General features: G+C 56.5%; 14 protein-coding genes and 2 pseudogenes. 6 read left to right on the top strand and 10 right to left on the bottom strand.

The annotated features are described in order from the left end of the window. Window positions 1-28: 28 nt before the first annotated feature. Entirely contained in the window at window positions 29-385 is a 357-nt protein-coding gene (locus MHZ97_RS15990; RefSeq protein WP_239315005.1) for an MmcQ/YjbR family DNA-binding protein, read from the top strand. Between the two features lie 358 nt (window positions 386-743). Then, a complete protein-coding gene (locus MHZ97_RS15985) occupies window positions 744-1,859 on the top strand; it encodes a mechanosensitive ion channel family protein (protein WP_103796710.1) in 1,116 nt (371 codons plus the stop codon). A gap of 128 nt (window positions 1,860-1,987) precedes the next feature. Here the strand turns inward: MHZ97_RS15985 and MHZ97_RS15980 are convergent, their stop codons facing one another. Further along, window positions 1,988-2,716 (bottom strand): SDR family NAD(P)-dependent oxidoreductase, encoded by a 729-nt coding sequence (locus tag MHZ97_RS15980; protein ID WP_239315004.1) that lies wholly within the window; start codon window positions 2,714-2,716, stop codon window positions 1,988-1,990. A 98-nt stretch (window positions 2,717-2,814) separates the two neighbouring features. Here MHZ97_RS15980 and MHZ97_RS15975 point away from each other — a divergent pair, with 98 nt between their 5' ends. Then, window positions 2,815-3,198 carry a helix-turn-helix domain-containing protein gene (locus MHZ97_RS15975; protein WP_224481392.1) on the top strand — a complete coding sequence of 128 codons (384 nt, stop codon included), beginning with the start codon at window positions 2,815-2,817 and terminating at the stop codon, window positions 3,196-3,198. 237 nt (window positions 3,199-3,435) lie between these two features. On the opposite strand, the pseudogene MHZ97_RS15970 reads toward MHZ97_RS15975, so the two are convergent. Both MHZ97_RS15970 and MHZ97_RS15965 read right to left on the bottom strand, forming a co-directional pair. Beyond that, a pseudogene (locus MHZ97_RS15970) lies at window positions 3,436-3,582 on the bottom strand (surface-adhesin E family protein); the annotation flags it as partial. A gap of 106 nt (window positions 3,583-3,688) precedes the next feature. Beyond that, entirely contained in the window at window positions 3,689-4,897 is a 1,209-nt protein-coding gene (locus tag MHZ97_RS15965; protein WP_239315003.1) for a transposase, read from the bottom strand. Window positions 4,898-4,966: 69 nt separating this feature from the next. Between MHZ97_RS15965 and tnpA the strand changes: the two genes are divergently transcribed. Beyond that, window positions 4,967-5,335 carry an IS200/IS605 family transposase gene (gene tnpA, locus MHZ97_RS15960; protein ID WP_239315048.1) on the top strand — a complete coding sequence of 123 codons (369 nt, stop codon included), beginning with the start codon at window positions 4,967-4,969 and terminating at the stop codon, window positions 5,333-5,335. Window positions 5,336-5,535: 200 nt separating this feature from the next. Here tnpA and MHZ97_RS15955 read toward each other — a convergent pair whose 3' ends face one another. Further along, window positions 5,536-6,156, bottom strand: coding sequence for a hypothetical protein (locus tag MHZ97_RS15955; protein ID WP_239315002.1), 621 nt, complete (start codon window positions 6,154-6,156; stop codon window positions 5,536-5,538). Window positions 6,157-6,427: 271 nt separating this feature from the next. Here MHZ97_RS15955 and MHZ97_RS15950 point away from each other — a divergent pair, with 271 nt between their 5' ends. After that, window positions 6,428-7,066 carry a LysE family translocator gene (locus MHZ97_RS15950; protein WP_103796714.1) on the top strand — a complete coding sequence of 213 codons (639 nt, stop codon included), beginning with the start codon at window positions 6,428-6,430 and terminating at the stop codon, window positions 7,064-7,066. Here MHZ97_RS15950 and MHZ97_RS15945 read toward each other — a convergent pair. Then, window positions 7,037-7,858, bottom strand: a complete 822-nt coding sequence (locus MHZ97_RS15945) for an AraC family transcriptional regulator (RefSeq protein WP_239315001.1) — start codon at window positions 7,856-7,858, stop codon at window positions 7,037-7,039. The two genes, MHZ97_RS15950 and MHZ97_RS15945, sit on opposite strands and share 30 nt — an antisense overlap. A 326-nt stretch (window positions 7,859-8,184) precedes the next feature. After that, complete coding sequence (gene puuE / locus MHZ97_RS15940) at window positions 8,185-9,450, bottom strand: 4-aminobutyrate transaminase (protein ID WP_239315000.1); 1,266 nt, start codon at window positions 9,448-9,450, stop codon at window positions 8,185-8,187. 101 nt (window positions 9,451-9,551) lie between these two features. On the opposite strand from puuE, the gene MHZ97_RS15935 reads away from it, so the two are divergent. Continuing rightward, window positions 9,552-11,024 carry a PLP-dependent aminotransferase family protein gene (locus tag MHZ97_RS15935; protein WP_239314999.1) on the top strand — a complete coding sequence of 491 codons (1,473 nt, stop codon included), beginning with the start codon at window positions 9,552-9,554 and terminating at the stop codon, window positions 11,022-11,024. Window positions 11,025-11,163: 139 nt separating this feature from the next. On the opposite strand, the gene MHZ97_RS15930 is transcribed toward MHZ97_RS15935, so the two are convergent. From MHZ97_RS15930 to MHZ97_RS15915, 4 genes and pseudogenes are all read right to left on the bottom strand, one after another. Next, window positions 11,164-12,936 (bottom strand): GGDEF and EAL domain-containing protein, encoded by a 1,773-nt coding sequence (locus MHZ97_RS15930; RefSeq protein WP_239314998.1) that lies wholly within the window; start codon window positions 12,934-12,936, stop codon window positions 11,164-11,166. A 62-nt stretch (window positions 12,937-12,998) separates the two neighbouring features. After that, window positions 12,999-15,098 carry a bifunctional diguanylate cyclase/phosphodiesterase gene (locus MHZ97_RS15925; RefSeq protein WP_239315047.1) on the bottom strand — a complete coding sequence of 700 codons (2,100 nt, stop codon included), beginning with the start codon at window positions 15,096-15,098 and terminating at the stop codon, window positions 12,999-13,001. A gap of 595 nt (window positions 15,099-15,693) precedes the next feature. Further along, window positions 15,694-17,958, bottom strand: coding sequence for a catalase HPII (katE, locus tag MHZ97_RS15920; protein ID WP_239314997.1), 2,265 nt, complete (start codon window positions 17,956-17,958; stop codon window positions 15,694-15,696). Between the two features lie 218 nt (window positions 17,959-18,176). Next, a pseudogene (locus MHZ97_RS15915) lies at window positions 18,177-18,992 on the bottom strand (methyl-accepting chemotaxis protein); the annotation flags it as partial. Window positions 18,993-19,113: the final 121 nt, after the last annotated feature.

The raw sequence follows: 19,113 nt of genomic DNA, 5'->3' as shown, positions 1-19,113 counted from the left end.
CCCTGGGAACCTTAGCTCAGGAGTCAAGATGAAGCGTGAGACGCTGTTCAACTATGCCCGCGACCACTATCAGGCTGAACCAGAATATCTCTGGCGCAATCTGCCTGGCTATGCCGTGCTGCGGCATCCCAACGGGAAAAAGTGGTTTGGAATAGTGATGAACGTGCCCGGCACCAGACTGGGGCTGGAGAGCGCAGAGGAGGTTGACGTGCTGGAGGTCAAGATCCGGCCAGAATATATCGGCTCGCTGCGTCAAAAAGAGGGCATTCTGCCGGCTTACCATATTAATAAAACGCACTGGATAAGCGTTCTTCTCGCCGGGCCGCTGTCACCAAAGGAGATTTACGATCTTCTGGCCGAAAGTCACGCGCTGACTACCGGCTGACAGTCAGCACCGTCTGCGGGCGGGGCTGGTGCCCGCAGCGCCTGAGATGGCCCTGACGAAAGCTGTCGCAGACAGGGATTCACGCAGGCGATGTTATTCGCCGGGCGTTAACGGACAGCACGCCCTACCGCTCCTGCCGCTTCGCAAAATAACCGATAAACTTCATCCCGTTGCTCATAGTCTGGCCAGGGCTAATCTCGCTTTTCGATTTTTCACAGCCTAAACCAGGCAGTTAACTGACTTTCTCATAAACTAAGGGGGTTAATCTGGTAATCAGCAGATAACCGATATGACAACGGTTACTGCATTTTGCGACTTATCTGACAACCTGGTTGTCAGCTGAACATAAGGGAAAAGAATGCCTTTACTATCTGGTGAGTTATCTGACATGCCTAAATGGGTGCCTGCTGTATTGCTCGTCATCTTCTCGTTAACCGCAGGTTTTCTCTCTCGTTTTTTACTGCTGAAATTTATTTGCTACTGGCAGAGCCGCGACAGAAAGCTGTTCAAATCCCTTGAAAAACATCTTCGCGGCTCGATGTTTCTCTTTATCCCGTTACTCATGATCAATGTCGGCGTGAATTATATTGATATTCACCCGGAATCTTTCTCTTTTATTACAACCACCCTGAATATATTTATTATATTATCGCTGTGCTCGGTTTTAATTCGCCTGATCAACGTTGCGCAGGATATGCTGTTTATTCGCTATGATATCAATCTGTCTAACAATCTACGCGCCCGTAAAATCCGCACGCAGATAATGTATGTCAAGAAGGTGGCGATTGTATTACTCGTCTCAATCTGCCTCTCTCTTATTCTGCTCAGCTTTCCCGGCGTAAGAAAATTTGGCACGACCATCCTCGCCGGGGCCGGGGTGGCGGGGATCATTATCGGCTTTGCCCTGCAGAAGTCACTCGTCAACCTGTTTGCAGGCATTCAGATAGCCTTTACCCAGCCGATCAAAATAGATGACGCGGTGGTGGTTGAAAAGGAGTGGGGCTGGATTGAAGAAATCAACCTGACCTATGTGGTGGTTCGTCTCTGGGATCTGCGCAGACTGGTTCTGCCTATTACCTATTTCACCGAAAATCCCTTTCAGAACTGGACGCGTACTAATGCGCAAATTTTGGGTTCCGTCTTCCTTTATCTGGATTACTCCATGCCGCTGGAGCCTCTGCGTAAGCAATTTGAAAAGATCCTCAGCGAAACCAGGCTCTGGGACCGGGAGACTCAGGTGCTTCAGGTTACCGATGCCGATGACAAAACCATGACTATCCGGTTATTGATGACGGCGCAAAACTCACCAACGGCCTGGGATCTGCGCTGCCACGTTCGGGAAAAGATGATTGAGTTTATTCAACAAAATTATCCGCAGAGTCTTCCTCGCATGAGGGCTACGCTGACGGATCCTGCGCTGGATAGCCCGACAGGCCAGAAGTCCCCTTCTGACGATGCCGGGCTGGAGGGATAGAAGAGGGTGACGCGCGAGGTGGCGGGCTGCGACAGGCCCGCCTTGTCCTGAGTGAGACGGGCAGATACGCCATAACGCACGAAGGGAGAGAGCGGCTCGGAATCAGCCGCCTTCCTGATAAAGGGCGCTTACGCCGTCATGCCGCCATCAATAATCAGCTCCGCGCCGCTGACGTAAGCGCTCTCCTCTGAGGCGAGGAACAGGGCCGCAGCCGCCACTTCATCAGCATTTCCCAGCCGCCCGGCCGGGATCCGCGCGGTCAGTTTCTGTCGGACATCGTCGCTGGCCCGATCGAACATCGGCGTGTCGGTAGGCCCTGGACTCAGCGTGTTGACCCTGATGCCGCGCGGCGCCAGCTCCGTACTCCAGGTGCGGGCGTAGGATCGCACCGCGGCTTTACTGGCGGAATAGGCGCCGTAGCCTGGATTGGCAATGCCCCCGGCAATCGAGCCAATCAGCACGATGGTGCCACCCGCCCCCATAAATTGCACCGCATGCTGTACCGCAAACACCATGGCGCGCACGTTCAGGCTAAAGGCGCGATCGAAGTGCTCCTCAGTGGTATCGAACAGGCTGGCAGGCTCGGACACGCCGGATGAATTTACAAAGATGTCGAGCCGGACACCTCGGGCATGGAGGGTCTCAAACAGGCGGTCGCGGTCGCTGGCGCAGGTCAGATCGCCCGCTATCGCCTCTACCTTGCCGCCAATGCCCCTGACCGCCTCCGCCAGCTGCGCTTCGCGTCGACCGGTAATGAAAACATGGGCGCCCTCTTGTACAAAGCGGCGCGCTATCGCCAGGCCAATACCGCTGCCGCCGCCGGTCACCAGGGCGGTTTTTCCTTCGAGTTTCATCATGGCTGCTCCAGAAATAGGATGGAAACCAGATGATATATTTTGTATATTTAGTGTCAATTGCGCACCTAATCTATACCAGATATACAGAAGGAAACTTGATGGCGACCGATATCCCGGCGCTGCTGGCAGAGATCAACAGCACGCGCCCCATTCTGGAACAGGTAGCAAATAAATGGTCAGTGTTAATTCTCACCGTGCTCTGCTCCGAGCCGGCGCGCTTTAATGCCATTAAACGCAGGCTCGATCCCATTACGCACAAGGCTTTGACCGAGGCGCTGCGCCGACTTGAACGCAATGGCCTCGTCAGCCGTCGCGTCATCGCATCGTCACCTGTAGCGGTGGAATACGCGATCACCCCGCTGGGTCGGACGCTGCAGGCGCCTTTTGTGGCGCTGGTGGGCTGGGCCAGGGAATACGGTAGCGCGATCGAGCAGGCGCAAGGGGTTTATGATAAGCAGCGCGCTGCCGAGGCGCTGGAGTAAGCGCGGCATCGCGTGGTTTATTGCTGGCTGGCCGTAAGGCAGCTTCCGGACGGCGCGCCGCACGCCTTTACTGCTGGCAGATAGCCTGTAAGTCAGGCTATCTGCTGAGGCGGATTAATCCAGCAGCGGCTTGCGGGTCTCTTTTGGCGGCTCTGGCTTGAGTTTCTCTACCGGAATAGCGCACATGCTTTCAGCAACTATCCCCATCAGAGAGTCTTTTGGGTAGGTCTTCCACTGCCCTGGCTCCAGATCTGCATGAACAAGCTCTCCTTCCGCGAACGGTCTGGAAAACAGGCTGTGACCCAGGATGGCTCGCTGGTTTTTGTCGCAGTTAATCACATCAATCGCCCGCGAGCTGGAGACGTAGACGGGCGGTTCTTTGATAATCAGCGTCCGCTCTGCGTAGTTATTGATGAGAAGGAAGCGGCGCAGGTGGCTATTACCCTGTTGACATCCTCTCCGCCCTAAAGGACGGCGATTCCTACAGCGTTCAGACCGAAGCCTGACTCGCTTCGGTGGGTTCCTGCTTCAGCGGGAGGCCTGACTGCACCATCCCTCTACAGGCAAGCACGGCATGTCCTGCCGCTAATATGTTACGTGCGCCGTTGATATCGGCGTTCTCGGTGTAGCCGCATACCTGACACACGAATTTACTTTGCGTTTGACGGTTTTCTTTCGCCGTATGACCACAGCAGGCACACCGCTGACTTGTGTATGCCGGAGGTATCGCCAGTACCTGACCTCCACGCCAGAGTTGCTTGTACTCAAGCTGACGGCGCATTTCGTACCAGCCCTGATCCAGTATCGAACGGTTCAGGCCTGATTTGGCTCTGACGTTTCGTCCGTGTCGCTCTGCCGTGCCTTTTGCCGACTTCGACATGTTACTGACCTTCAGGTCCTCAAGGACGATCATCGCGTGGTTTTTGCTGATTTCACTGGTGACTTTATGAAGGTAGTCGCGCCGGATATTGGCAATGTGCGAGTGCAGACGCTGGATTTTTTTCTTCTGTTTCTGCCAGTTGGCACTGAATTTAACTTTGCGGCTTAACTGCCTCTGGAGCGTTGCCAGCCTGCGCTGGCTTGCTTTGAAGCTGTTGACTGGATGGTATACCGTGCCATCTGAAAGTGTGGCGAGTTTCGTGACTCCGGCATCCAGGCCGACCATCGACTCAGCGTTGTGAACCGGATCAGTCACTTCGTATTCCGTCTGGATACTGACGTACCATTTGCCGCATGTCTGGCTGACCGTGACGTTTTTAACTTCGCCGATGACTTCACGGCTATTGCGATAGCGTATCCAGCCCAGCTTAGGAAGCGATATACGATTGTTGGTCTGATCGAGCTTCACGCCTTGCGGGTAGCGAAATGCATCGTTTTGGCCGAGTTTCTTGAAACGAGGGAATGCTGCACGCTTCTGGAAGAAATTCCTGTAGCCGCGCTCCAGATCTTTGAGCGACTGTTGCAACGGCTGGGAAGGCGCATCTTTAAGCCACTGGGTATCAGGAGTAGATTTCCATTCAATAAGCCATGAAGTCATTTTGGTGTAGGGAATATATTTGTTCCCCGCTTCATGGTTTTCGTTTTGAAGCGCCAGCGCACGGTTAAAAACGAAGCGACAAGCTCCAGCGAAGCGCCGCATATCGCGCTCCTGCTGACCATTCGGTCTTAACTGGAATTTGAAGGCTTGAAGTCGTTTCATACCTGTCATTATACTTTGGTCTATGACAAAAAAACTGATATTCGCCGTGGAAGAGACTGTGTTTTCCTGATGTATGTTCACCTGGTATTCGTTGCCAAATATCGACGAAAGATATTTGATCTGGATGCCATCGAAAAACTACGCAGCTACTTTGCGAGCGTATGCGCTGACTTTGATGTTGAACTGGTTGAGATGGATGGCGAGATCGATCACGTGCATTTGCTGATCAATTATCCGCCAAAGCTCGCAGTATCGAGTCTGGTTAACAGTCTTAAAGGTGTTTCCAGCAGGCTGCTTCGCCGCGACCGCCCAGATATAGCCCAACGCTATTACTACAAAGGCGTTCTGTGGACACCGGGTTACTTTGCAAGCAGTTGCGGCGGTGCGCCAGTATCGATAATCAGACAATACATTGAGCAGCAGCAAACACCTGGTTAGTCGGAAAACCGCGCCTTATATCCCCGCCCTGAAGGACGGGGCTTTACGGCGCGCTGGGTAATCGATATAGGAAGTCAGCTGGTCATCTGCCAGAATTTTCACCAGTCCAGCCGGCGCTTTGGCAGGCGGCTGCGGCCTGGGTTGACTGGTCGCCGCGCAGCCTGTCAGCAGCATTAGTGATGCCAGCCATATCACCTTTTTCATTTCGCTGCCCCGCCGGTTAAGTCAGGACGGAGGGTCGCAAGCATATCGGGCGTGACGTTCCCCTGAAGAGAACAGAGCAATAATGTCCCTTCCTTGCCCTTTTCAATCATTAGCAGCTTCTCTGTGCTTTCTTTGGCTGGCGCAATGCCCGACACCGCCTGCCTGTTTTTTTCCCAGGCGCTACTGGCATCGGCTTTAATCATCGCCTGTGAGAAATAACCCTCGTCAGTTTTGCTCCAGCTTAAGCCATTAAGTCGCGACTTCACCTCGTCGGGCGTCTCTTTGAAAATTAATCCCCAGTAATAATAGTTACCGTAATTGATTTTATTCAGGTCGCTGGTTTGCAGAAAGTATCCCGTTAGCGTCAGGTTTAATTCGCGCAGAGGCTGAGCAAACCAGAGGCTGCCATTACCCTCAGCCGATGCTTTAAACCAGGCGTAGTGCCCATCGATCGTTAACGGCGCGACGCGGCTGAGCGTAGTGCGCTGATGATAGATTTCACTGAAAAACGTGGTGTCGCACTGCGTCAGGCTTTGCGTCAGCGTTTTGGCGTTAACAGGTGATGCCGCCCCTGCCATCCCCAGCATAAGACCAAAGGTGCAAATAATTTTACGCATGTAATATCCCTATCGTTAAAAATACGCCTTTTTATCGGCGCGCGGCGATGAAACTTTACGCCTCTGTTATTTACTCCGCCGACTGGCGCGTCGAAAAGCCGTATGGCTATATTCTGCCAGCGTGAATCTAGTCATCGCCCTGAGCAAACCCTGCGCGCGCCAGGGAAGGATAATGAGCGGCGCAATTCTTTCCAATACCGGTTACGCCTGAACGGATTTAATAGACAACTCGCTACGCTGGATACCACCAGCACATCAGAGGCTTTACGTTATGATCCCGTTCTCTAATGGTTTTTTTCTCAGTCTTTCGCTCTGTCTTGATATCGGCCTCGCCAATATCGCGATGATAACGCTGGCGATGCAGCGCGGTTATTTTCATGGTTTCTGTCTGGGCGTCGGCACCTGCGTGGGCGATTTAATCTACGCGCTTCTGGCGATGGCGGGAATGGCGATACTGCTTCAGTATGAAGCCGTACGCTGGATCCTGTGGCTTGGGGGTGGCGCGATGCTTATCTGGTTTGCGGTCAAAATGTTTATTGCCGCGTTCCAGAACAGGAGCGCGCTGAAGGAGAGTAAAACCCATCACTACCGTTCGCTGCTGCGCGAATTCGGGCGCGGGATCCTGCTCGCGCTCTCCTCTCCGACCGCTATTTTGTGGTTCGCCACCGTGGGCGGCGCGCTAATTTCCCGCATGGGGCAGCACAGCCTGACGGCCTCAGCCTCTTTTTTAGGCGGTTTTTTTATTGCGGGCCTGTTCTGGACCTGCATGGTATGTCTGGTTGGCAGCGTCGGCGGCAAACTGCCTGGCCATCGACTGCTTAAATATTCTTACATCGCCTCGGCGGGGATATTTACCTGCTTCGCTCTTTACGTGATCGTATCAGGATATCGGGAATTTATACTGACCTGAGCCGACCTGCGAAGCATAGTGATGGGGCGTGGTTCCCATCACCTTTCGGAAAGCGTTAATAAAATGACTCTGGTCGTAAAACCCGAGCATAATAGCCGCATCAATGGGATGAACATCTCTGCGCAATAGCTCCCGGGCCTGGTTCAGACGCAGCTGCATATGATATTGCAAAGGCGGCAAGCCCGTATGGTGGGTGAAACAGCGAACAAGATGATATTTACTCAGCCCTGCTATTTGCGCCAGCTTCTCCAGCTGTGGCTTGACGCTGAGATGCTCGCGTAAATAGTCAATAACCACGCCAACCCGCTGCGCATCGCTTCCCTGCGGGCTGTCGGGCGTTTCCAGCAGCTCACCACACAGCAATATCAGCTCCTGCTCCTGATTAGCGCTGCTTTGACCCAGCTGAGCCGAGGAGGCAAAGCGACACAGCGCATCAAACAGCGAGGCATTATTGATTATCCCCTCACGCAACAGAGGAGCCGACTGCCCGCTCTGGGCATTTTCCTCATCTGAGACCATTTTCATGACGGCCTGCGGCATATGCACGCTGATAAACTCGACGCACTGGGTGTCAAAGCGCGACGCCTGAATAGTGCCTGGATTATATAAAGTTATCTGGCCACTTTTAACGTATGACTTTTTTCCTGACAGCCAGATCTCCTCAACGCCCGACAGGTTGGCGCTGATAACATATTCTTCATGAAGATGTCTGGGAAAGCCGGACTCGCTGGCTTTAACACGAGAGCACTCAATCCCGTTGCGGCTAAACCATTCTGCGGAGCGTAGTGACAAGGCAGCTGACCTTATGCAGGAAACATCAATATTTATTAATGCGTTATAAAATCACCTACCGGACATCAATTCAACCACCCGTACGGGTTTTCCGCTTTTGACGAACAGCGTAAGAGAATCGACCAATAGTGGCGGCCCAGGATGCAGCGCGCAATAAAAAAGCCGTAGGCTGTAAAGCTACGGCTTGATCGCTGTGGCCGGGGCGCGTGAAGGCAACGCGCGGCGGCGCGAAGTTTATAGCGCAATGAAAACAGAGTGACGCTGGAGATAGTTATCCATGCTGGTGCGCCACCTCAACCGGATGAGTCAGCTTCATCATTCGCCTGTTACTGTTTCGTCGCGGCTTCGATAATTCTCAGCGCCGAGTCGAACTGAGCGTCTGGAATGGTCAGGGGATAGAGGAAGCGGATTACGTTGCCATACTGGCCGCAGGTCAGCAGCAGCAGTCCCTGCTCAAGCGCCCGCTTTTGAATTTTTTGCGCCGCGGCGGCGGACGGCTCGCCGGTCTGCGCGTCGCAAAACTCCGCCGCGATCATCGACCCTAAGCCACGTACCTCCGCCAGCTCGGGGCACCATGCCTGGCAATCCCTTAACACCACGCGCAGGCGCTCGCCCAGCGCATCGGCGCGCTGACAAAGCTGTTCGTCATTAATGATATCCAGCACCGCGTGCGCGCAGGCCACAGCCATAGGATTACCCGCATAGGTGCCGCCCAGACCGCCCGGCGCCGGTGCGTCCATGATCTCTGCTTTGCCCACCACGCCGGAGAGCGGCATACCGCCCGCCAGGCTTTTCGCCATGGTCATCAGATCGGGCTGATGTTGATAGTGATCCATCGCAAACAGCTTGCCGGTGCGGGCAAAGCCGCTCTGCACCTCATCCGCAATCATAACAATGCCGTGCTTATCACAGATGCTGCGGATAGCGGCAATCAGCTCTGGCGGCGCCACATTAAACCCGCCCTCGCCCTGCACCGGCTCAAAGATAATCGCCGCCACCTGCGTCGGCTCAATATCACACTTAAACAGGCGCTCAATGGCGTTGACCGCATCGGCGGTTGTCACCTTATGCAGCCCGGCAGGATAAGGCACATGGAAAACTGAACCGGGGAAAGGGCCGAAACCGATTTTATAGGGCGCGACTTTGCCCGTCAGCGCCATCGTCATATAGGTGCGCCCGTGGAAGCCGCCGCCGAAGGCGATAACGCCTGGACGTCTGGTATGGGCGCGCGCGATTTTTATCGCGTTCTCCACCGCCTCAGCGCCGGTGGAGAAGAAAGCGGTTTTCAGCTCGCCCTTAATCGGCGCGGCGGCGTTAATTTTTTCTGCCAGAGAGATGTAACTCTCGTAAGGCACAATCTGATAGGCGGTATGGGTAAAGGCTTTCAGCTGCTGCTCCATCGCCTGCACAAGCCGGGGATGACGATGGCCGGTATTGAGCACGGCGATGCCCGCGGCAAAATCGATATATTGATTCCCCTCGACATCCGTCAGCGTACTGTTTTCCGCTGAGCTGGCGTAAAAATTACACATTACGCCCACGCCGCGCGGCGTGGCATTCAGTCGACGCTGCTGAAGATCGTTATTACCCATAGTAAGCCCCTTCCGTTCACAATTTATTTAAATATGAGAGACAATCTGTCAGCATTTGGTACCTTATTCGAGAGCCAAATCATTTTATTTGCAGGATCCAAATGCACTCACTTGCCGGGGATGTGATCAGACAGGCATTTTTTAGCGGCACCGAAGAAAAGCTGCATAAGCGTCTCTATACCGCCATCTGTAACGCCATTCTTTCGGGCAACCTGCCCCCCGCCTCGCGTATGCCGCCCACGCGCGATCTGGCCAGTGAGCTGGCGCTGTCGCGCAATACGGTCCTGCGGGTCTATGAGCAGTTACAGGCAGAGGGCTATATTTCGTCACGGACGGGCAGCGGCACCCTGGTGACGCACAGCGTGCTGGATAATCTTGACTGCCGACCGGCGGTCAAAAAAGAGGCGGCGCCAGTCGAGGACGCCTCCCTGCTGTCGGATCGCGGCCTGCAGTTACTGGCGCACGCCAGCGCAAGCCCCAGGCAGTGGGGGGCGTTTTTACCCGGCGTTCCCGATGTTGCGAACTTTCCTCATCGCGTGCTGAAGAAATTCTACGATCGCCAGGCGCGCCAGCTTTCGCCGGCGCTTTTGACCTATGACACCACGGGCGGCTCAGAGGTGCTAAAGGTCGCGCTGACCGACTATCTGCGCACGGCGCGCGGCGTGCAGTGCTCGCCGGATCAGATCCTGATTACCGAGGGGATTCATCAGGCGCTCGATCTGGTGACGCGTTCGCTCTGCAATCCTTGCGACAAAGCCTGGGCCGAGGAGCCGGGGTACTGGGGAATTAAAAATATTCTCCGTATGAACGGCGTAGCAATCGTCCCCATGCCGGTGGATGACCAGGGACTGATCCCCGACGCCGAGGTCGACATCCCGCCAAAGCTGATCTTTGTGACGCCCTCTCACCAGTATCCTCTCGGTTCGGTAATGAGCCTGAGCCGCAGGCAGCAGCTGCTGGCGCAGGCGCGCAAAAGCCATAGCTGGATCGTTGAAGATGATTATGACAGCGAGTTTCGCTTCGCCGGCCAGCCTATTCCTGCCCTACAGGGATTAGAGGCCGACAGCCCGGTAATTTATGTCGGCACCTTCAGTAAAACCCTCTACCCCGCACTTCGCCTCGGCTATATGGTGCTACCCGAGCAGCTCAAAACGCCGCTGAAAAGAATGCATAGCGAGCTTTATCGCGGAGGACATCAGCTGATGCAGGCCGCGCTGGCTGACTTTATCAGGGAGGGATATTACGCGGCCCATATACGCAAAATGCGTCAGTTATATAGCCGACGCAGGCAGGTGCTGGTTAATTTGATCAATGACCTGTCAGGCAGCGCCTGTTTGGGTCAGTACAACAGCAATGCCGGACTGCATCTGATTATGCAGCTGCCCGCAGAGGTTGATGATGTGGCACTGGCGCAGCGCGCTAATCGACAGGGCATTCTGGTGCGCCCCCTGTCGAGTTATTACGCGGGCGAAAAACGCCTCTCGGGTTTACTGCTGGGCTTTGCGAGCATGGAAGAGACGGAAATCCGCACCCAGTTTCACCGTCTCGCCTCGCTGATTAACGAGCCAGGGTAAGCCCTCCATAGTCAGATAACCTGTTGTAAAAGGTGATACTGCCGGTAAAGATTTTCACCCTCAGGCCCAGGCCGCTTGTGGCTGTCCGCGCGTGCATCGCCCGATGTCGCATCTCCGCCGTCACAGGCGGCCTTCAGCGTCAGGGCGCGTCCTGTTTCTGCAGCAGCCACGCATCCAGCGTCTTATCGTCCATTGGTCGCGCATAAAAATAGCCCTGCGCCTGATCGCTGCCATACTCGCTGAGAAGCCGTCCGGTTTCCTCGTCCTCTACCCCTTCGGCCAGCACGACGTAATCCAGCGCTTTCAGCATGCTGATAATGCTGTGCGCGATGGTGCGCGAAGCAATATCCGTTGCAAGGTTGCTTATCAGAGAGCGATCGAGCTTGATAACATCCAGCGGTATGCGCCGCAGATAGCTGATATTGCTGTAGCCGGAGCCGAAGTCATCGAGAGAAAGGGTGAAGCCACGCTGCCTGAGCCGCTCCAGCCCGCGCATCGCCAGCGAACTCTCCATGATACGTTCGGTTTCCAGACACTCAATGCCCAGCAGCGAAGGCGACAGGCGATGCCGGTTTATTTTTCTCTCAAGATCCTCAGCAAATCCTTCATCCGCAAAATCATTAAGGCTGACATTAACGGTAATCGGCAGCTGGATGTCGCTATCGCGCAGACGCGCCAGGCGTATAATGGCGCGATCGATAACCCACGTCGTCATCGTCGGCAGCTGTCCCGTTTTCTCCGCCAGCGGAACAAACGCGCCTGGCAACAGCTCGCCGTGTTCGGGATGGCACCAGCGGATCAGCGCCTCCAGCCCGACGGGCGCACCGGTTCGCAGGCAAATTTTAGGCTGATAGACCAGATAGAGGCCCCCTTCTTTGCGCAGCGCCGCGGCGAACTCATGCATCAGCTTAAAATCACGGGTGTGCTGCACATCCGTCGATGCGTTATAGGCCCTGGCGGGCACGCCGCTTCCGTTCGCCTCATGCAGCGCGCTGGCGGCGCGGCGCAGAATTTCCTGCGCGCTAAAGTGGCCCGCGATAAAGTCACTCTCTCCGGTATGGGCAGTCAGCGTCAGCGACAGGCCTGCGCCTAAATCGGCGCTAATCTCCCGCAGCCGCTCCTCTATCCGCGCCGCGCTCAGTGGGCTATCCCCGGGCGTCAGCAGCGCAAAGCGCCCGGCACCGAGAGCATAAAGCCGCTCGTCAGGAGCGGGCCGCAGCCGCTGCGGCAGCAGCGCGGCGATATCTTTTAGCAAAGCCTCGACCGGCCCCACGCCCATGGTGCGAGCCAGTTCACAGGCGCGCGGCATATCGATGGCGTCGATTAACACCAGACGACGCGGCGAGAGATCGCCGGAGGCGGCGAGATAGTGGAGATCGCGCATCAGCCGCTGCTGGTTCGGCATGCCGGTGACCGGGTCGGTAAATCCCGCCGCATGCCAGGCCTCCAGAAAGGAGATCACCAGATTAGCCAGCATCTTAAGCGTCAGCAGCTGTTCAGCGCTAAAAGCACGAGGTTCGCCATCCGTTACGCAGAGCGTGCCGAGTATCTGCCCCTCGCGATCCTTCAGCGGCACGCCGGCATAAAAGCGGATAAACGGCACATCGGTGACATAGCGATGCGTCATAAAGCGCGTATCGAGCAGGGTGTCCGGTATCACCATCTCGGCGTCATTATCCACGACGTAGCGGCAGAGGGCGTCTTCGCGCGCGGTCTGTTTCAGCGCGAAATTATGCCCGGCCCGGATATATTGATCGCTGTCGTCCAGCACTGAGACAAAACTGCCTAGAATGCCCAGTACCTGGCTGGCCAGCTGGACAAACTGACCCAGTACATCGTCACGGCACGCATCAGGTTCGCGCAGCGCCTGCAGCACGCCGTGGCGGGGGCGCTGATTAGCAAGTTCGTGCATCAGATATCCTCCGCTTCACGCTGCGTCCCGGAGCGAAATTAACAATGGAGTTGGCACCTTGATTACTCATGCGGGCGAATCGCTCTTTCGGGTAACAGCGCCTGAAACGCTTCAGGCGTGAGAGGCTCGCCCAGCGCGTTGCCCTGAACCGTGTCGCACTGCGCCTGCGTGGCAAAATCACGCTGCACGCCGTTTTCCACCCCTTCAGCCAGCACCGTCATGCTCAGGCTTTTCCCCAGCGCCGCCAGCGCACGGAACATCATGCGAATGCGCCCGCTGTCAGCCAGTTGCGCGGTCAGCGACTTGTCTATTTTGAGACCGGTAACGAATTCATATTGCAGTAAGTTAATCGCCCCCAGCGTGCGGCCATAGTGGTCGATTATAAAGCTGGCACCGGTTTGCCTGATGGCACTGAAGCGCGACGGCACCTCCTGCACCAGCGAGGTCAGCATCGACTCGTCGACCTCCAGACTGACGAAACTGGCGTCGTTCGCCGTCAGCTCGCCTAGCAGCCTGTCGAGTCGGATATCATCCAGCTGGCGCGGGAAAAGATTGATGCTGACGCGCAGCGTGGGCAGCCGCTGCCGCCACTCGCCGACCTGGCGCAGCGCGCTGCGTAAGATCCACTCTCCCAGCGTGAGAGAAAGCGAGCTTTTCATCAGGATATTGATAAAGGCGCCAGGCAGCAGCAGTCCGCGCGCGGGATGCTGCCAGCGCAGCAGCGCCTCGCAGCCGGTAAGTTTACCGCTGACGGCGTCAAACTGAGGCTGGTAAAACAGCACAAACTGCTGCTGGCGCACAGCCATTTCGAGTTCGTGCTCAAAACGGCGGCGCTGCTGGTCAGCCTCCAGAAAGCCCGGCAGAAACAGCACGCTGCAGCCTTTGCCCGCCGCCTTGGCGCGATAGAGCGCAAGATCCGCCGCAGACATCACCGCCGAGGCGTCCCGGCCATGTTCTGGACAGCAGGCGATGCCCATGCTGGCCCCGACGATGACCGGGGAGCCCTGATAGCTAAAGGGGGTTTGCACCGCCAGTATCAGCGCTTCCGCAACCTGCTGCGCCTCATGGCCACTTTCCGCCAGCAGGATCACAAACTCATCGCCGCCGAGTCGCGCCGCCATAATGCACTGTGCGCAGACGAGGCGGATCTGCTCTGCCACATGACACAGCAAGGCGTCGCCCGCCGCGTGCCCAAGCGAATCATTCACCTCTTTAAAACCGTCCAGATCGGCCATCATCAGCGTAAAAGGCACGCCGGCCGCGGTCAGGTGCTCAACCTGATCCATAAAGGCGCTGCGGCTCGCCAGCCGGGTCAGCATATCGAGCGAGGCGAGCTCGCACAGGCGCGCCTCGCTTTCATGGCGTTCCGTGACATCGCGAATGATCATCCCCACCAGCCGCTCACAATCCTCATGCCAGCCTGAAAAAGAGACTTCAGCCGGGAACTCCTGCCCGTTGCGGCGCCTGCCCCAGATCTGAATCCGCCGCGGTTGTGAAACAGACGACCGATCGGCCATCATGCGCGCCAGCTCCTGACGGTAGTCCGTCTGGGAGCGCTCTGACACCAGCCCGGCCACATATTCGCCGGTCATCTCCTGCGCGCTATAGCCGAACAGGCTGGTCGCCGCCGGATTCCAGAAAATGACGCCCTGTTTGAGATCGGTACAGATAATGGCATCGGAAGAGGTAGAGGATATCGCTTCCAGCCGCTGCTGGCTGCTGTGCCTCAGTACTTCCAGGCGATGCACCTCCATGCGGTCCATCACCAGCGAGGCGATGGCCGCCAGATGACGGCGGTCGGTTGCATTAAGTGGCGGCCGCGGCTGGGTATCCACCAGGCAAACCGTGCCAATACGGTGTCCCTCCGGCGTCACCAGCGGAATACCGGCGTAGAAACGGATATGCGGATAGCCGAGCACCAGCGGGTTATGCTGGAAGCGACTGTCCAGATGGGTATCGGGCACGCAGAGGATATCGTCCTGTTCCAGGGTGTGATGACAAAAGGCGACGCTGCGCGACGTCTCGCAAATATTCAGTCCATGACGCGCCCTGAAATACTGCTTTTCGCTGTCGATGAGCGAAATAAAGGATACCGGCACCCGAAACAGGCTGGCCGCCAGCAGGGTGAGCCGATCAAGCGCATCGGAGTAGGGCCTGTTCATCAGCCGATACTGTTCAAGGACGTTAAGACGTGCCGCTTCCGTATGGATAGTTGATTTCAACTCTATCCCCTCCTGAAAAAAATGCTGGGGCCGTCAAAAACAGTAACCTGAGACAGGCTGCGTCAGACGGATCTATCCTGTCGCCACAAGAAAGGCCCGGAAAAGATGCTCAAATACGTTTTCACACTATCGACCAGCGAAGCGATAACTTCAGCCGAATTTAATGACAACGGTAAGTTACTGTTTCCGCCATCATCCCGACGCGACCTCCCTTCTCGCTGCTGGCACAGGAGTGCTTTAACCGCATCAGCGGCCCCCCTCTGCAGCGGGCGCTTTTTACTGTTTTTAAAACAACAGGCTCTCTGCTGCTGGAACCGTCTCTGCAGGCAGTAATTTCTCGGCGCGGGCCGGATATAAAACAGACAGGCCTTTGAATCTGCGGAATAAATGCAGTGCAAAGCGCGTGCGTCTGAGGCAAATGAGTGAAGATTGAGATAAAAAAAGGGCGACATAATAACCATGTCGCCCTGTTTGCATCAGCTATACCAGCCCTGAAGCGGAGGATGCTCCGCATAAAGATCGCTGGCCGCTATCGTTACGCCGCGATGGTCTGCGCCTTCTGGCTGCGCGACCAGACGCGGTGCGCTTTCATCCCCTGGATGAACTCAGACATCAGCGCGCTTTCCGCTTTATCGCCCTCTACAATGCCCTCTTCCCGATCCGCATCCCCCAGGCCGAACTGCGCCTTGAAGCGGCGTGCGCCGCCTGACAGACCGATTACCTTCAGGTGCTTGTAGGCTTCCAGCAGGAAGTAGCGCGCATCGCCGCTCTGCAGCAGAGCATCGATATTGCCATCCGGCACGATAACCGCGTCAAAGGTCAGTGAAGGCAGACCGGCGAAGGTGGCGTCGACCGGCAGCACGGAGCCGTCATCTGCGCTCACCTGGCCCATATGCGGCGCCAGCAGTTTGGCGTGAACCCCTGCGGCTTTCAGCGCCTGCAGGATATTCAGCACATCGTCCGCTTTCACACCGTCGTTAAGCAACAGCGCAACCTGACGTCCTTTGATCTCGCCATCTGGAATGGCATAGAGGCTCAGGCTGTCATCTTTGGTAAGGCCGTTGACCGGCGCGGGCGGCTGGATATTCAGCTGTTCGTCGGTCAGGGCGATACCGAGGTTATCCGCAACCCCTTTCGCCAGCGCGATGTCGATACGTGCCAGATGATCCACCACGCGCTCGCGGATATAGGCGCGTCCGACTTTACTCAGCTCGAACGAGTAGGCGCCGATAATGTGCTGCTGCTCAACCTCGGTCTGGCTGAGCCAGAAGAGACGCGGCTGGGCATAGTATTCGCCGAATGACGGGCTACGCTCACGCACCTTGTGGCCCTCAACGCGCTCCTGATAGCTTTCAAAGCCGCCGCCTTTAGGCGCCGGCGGCGTTTCGCGCGGCCAGTTGTCGTTGATTGAGTTCGGCTCATAGTTGGCCGGGTTGGTATCGATATCCTGACGGTGCATGCCCTGACGCTGGAAGTTATGGTAAGGACAGGTCGGGCGGTTGATCGGGATTTCATGGAAGTTTGGCCCGCCCAGACGGCTGATCTGCGTGTCGGTATAGGAGAACAGACGGCCCTGCAGCAGCGGATCGTTGGTGAAATCCAGTCCCGGCACGATATGGCCAGGGTGGAACGCAACCTGCTCGGTTTCAGCAAAGAAGTTGTCCGGGTTACGGTTAAGCACCATCTTGCCGACAATCTCCACCGGCACCAGCGATTCCGGGATCAGCTTGGTCGCATCGAGAATATCGAAGTCGAACTTGAACTCATCCTCTTCCGGGATCAGCTGCAGCCCCAGTTCATATTCCGGGTAGTCGCCCGCTTCAATCGCTTCCCACAGGTCGCGGCGATGGAAATCGGGATCGCGGCCGGTCAGCTTCTGGGACTCATCCCACAGCAGCGAGGCTTTGCCCGCTACCGGTTTCCAGTGGAAGCGCACAAAGGTCGCTTTGCCTTCAGCGTTAATCAGGCGGAAGGTGTGAATGCCGAAACCTTCCATGGTGCGATAGCTGCGCGGAATGCCGCGATCGGACATCGCCCAGATAACGTTGTGCATGGTTTCCGGCTGCAGAGAGACGTAATCCCAGAAGGTGTCGTGGGCGCTCTGGCCCTGTGGGATTTCGTTGTGTGGTTCCGGCTTCACGGCATGCACGAAGTCAGGGAACTTATGCGCATCCTGAATAAAGAAGACCGGCGTATTGTTCCCCACCAGGTCAAACACGCCCTCTTCGGTGTAGAACTTGGTGGCGAAGCCGCGAATATCGCGCACGGTGTCGGCGGAGCCAGCGCCGCCCTGCACCGTGGAGAAACGCACGAAAACCGGCGTCGTCTGGTCTGGATCGCTGAGGAACTGCGCTTTAGTCAGATCGCTCAGTGAGCGGTAAGGCTGAAAATAGCCGTGTGCCGCAGAGCCACGAGCGTGCACGATACGCTCTGGAATACGCTCATGGTCAAAGTGCGTGATCTTCTCACGCATGATGAAGTCTTCCAGCAGCGTGGGACCGCGAGAACCGGCGCGCAGCGAGTTTTGATCGTTAGCGATGCGCGTGCCCTGGTTGGTCGTCAGAGGGCGATCGGTGCCGTTTTTGCGGTGGGCTTCAAGCTGGTCAAGTTTGGCGTTATGGGTCTGCGGCGCTTTCAGGCTGCCTGGGGCGGTGGGCTGTTTGCCAGGCGGCGTCGGTTCAGGCTGCGGCTGATGCGAACCATCTTTCGGTGCCAGCGAACCCAGACCGGCTTCTGAGGATTCTGGCCCGGTGGTGGGCGCGCGGTGGCTGAGTGATTTCTTTCCTTTTTCTTCCGACATTAACCCTTACTCCAGCGGTTGGTTTATTTTCGATGCCATTAAAGATAGAACAACCTGAGCGATAGTGCGGATTAAATGCCCATTTTGCACCGGTCGGCGCAGTTTATGCGCAGCGACGCCTGGTTTTCAGACGGCAGCACTCCATCGGAGACAGCGGACAGAAAAAAAGCGCCGTCTCGGCGCTTTTAATCAGGCAGGTGACGTTTACGGGTACTGCCTTAAAAACTTTCCCAGTTAACCTCAGCGCCCTGCGCAGGCCGCGGGGCCAGGCTTCTGGCTGGTGCTGCCGCTCTGCTGAACGCCGGGGCGGCGGGCGCCTCGCGATAGCCGCGGCTCTCCGTCAGGGTAAAGGTGGCCACCAGTTTTGACAGGGTTTCCGCCTGCTCCTGCAGCGATTTAGAGGCGGAGGAGGCTTCTTCAACCAGTGAGGCGTTTTGCTGGGTTACCTCATCCATCTGTCCGATTGCCTGATGAACCTGCTCAATGCCCTTGCTCTGTTCAGAGGTGGCGGCGGCGATTTCGTTAACCAAATCGGCAACCTGCTGAATGGGGGTGCTGACGTTTTCCGTATTGCCACCCACCTGCATCGCCTGGTTAACCCCCTGCTCAACCTGAGAAACAGAGACAGAAATCAGATCCTTGATCTCACGGGCGGCGGAAGAGGATCGCTGCGCCAGGTTACGCACCTCAGAGGCCACCACGGCGAACCCTTTGCCATGCTCCCCTGCGCGCGCCGCCTCTACCGCAGCGTTAAGCGCCAGGATATTGGTCTGGAAGGCGATCCCCTCAATCAAACCTGTAATGTCGGAAATTTTTGCCGAACTCCCGCGGATCTCCGACATGGTTTCCAGCATCTGGCTCACTGCGCTGCCGTTTTGTCGCGATAAAGTGTTCGCATTGTTCGCCAGCTCGCTGGCCTGAACCGCGCCGTCAGCATTCTGCCGTACGGTATCACTCAGGGTGGCCATACTCGCCGAGGTCTGCTCCAGCGACGCGGCCTGCTGCTCAGTGCGCGACGACAGATCTTCGTTACCTTGAAGTGGTCAACAAAAACTGGCCACCGAGTTAGAGTTTTTCCAGTATCGGTTTTCCGATTCGTTTGGGGGTAACCCACCGTTATACCCATGCGGCCTTAGCGAGCTGTAATACCCGACG

Source organism: Pantoea sp. ACRSC, from assembly GCF_022346785.1.
GTDB classification, from domain to species: domain Bacteria; phylum Pseudomonadota; class Gammaproteobacteria; order Enterobacterales; family Enterobacteriaceae; genus Pantoea; species Pantoea alvi.
This window is presented reverse-complemented; position numbering and strand designations above follow the sequence as displayed.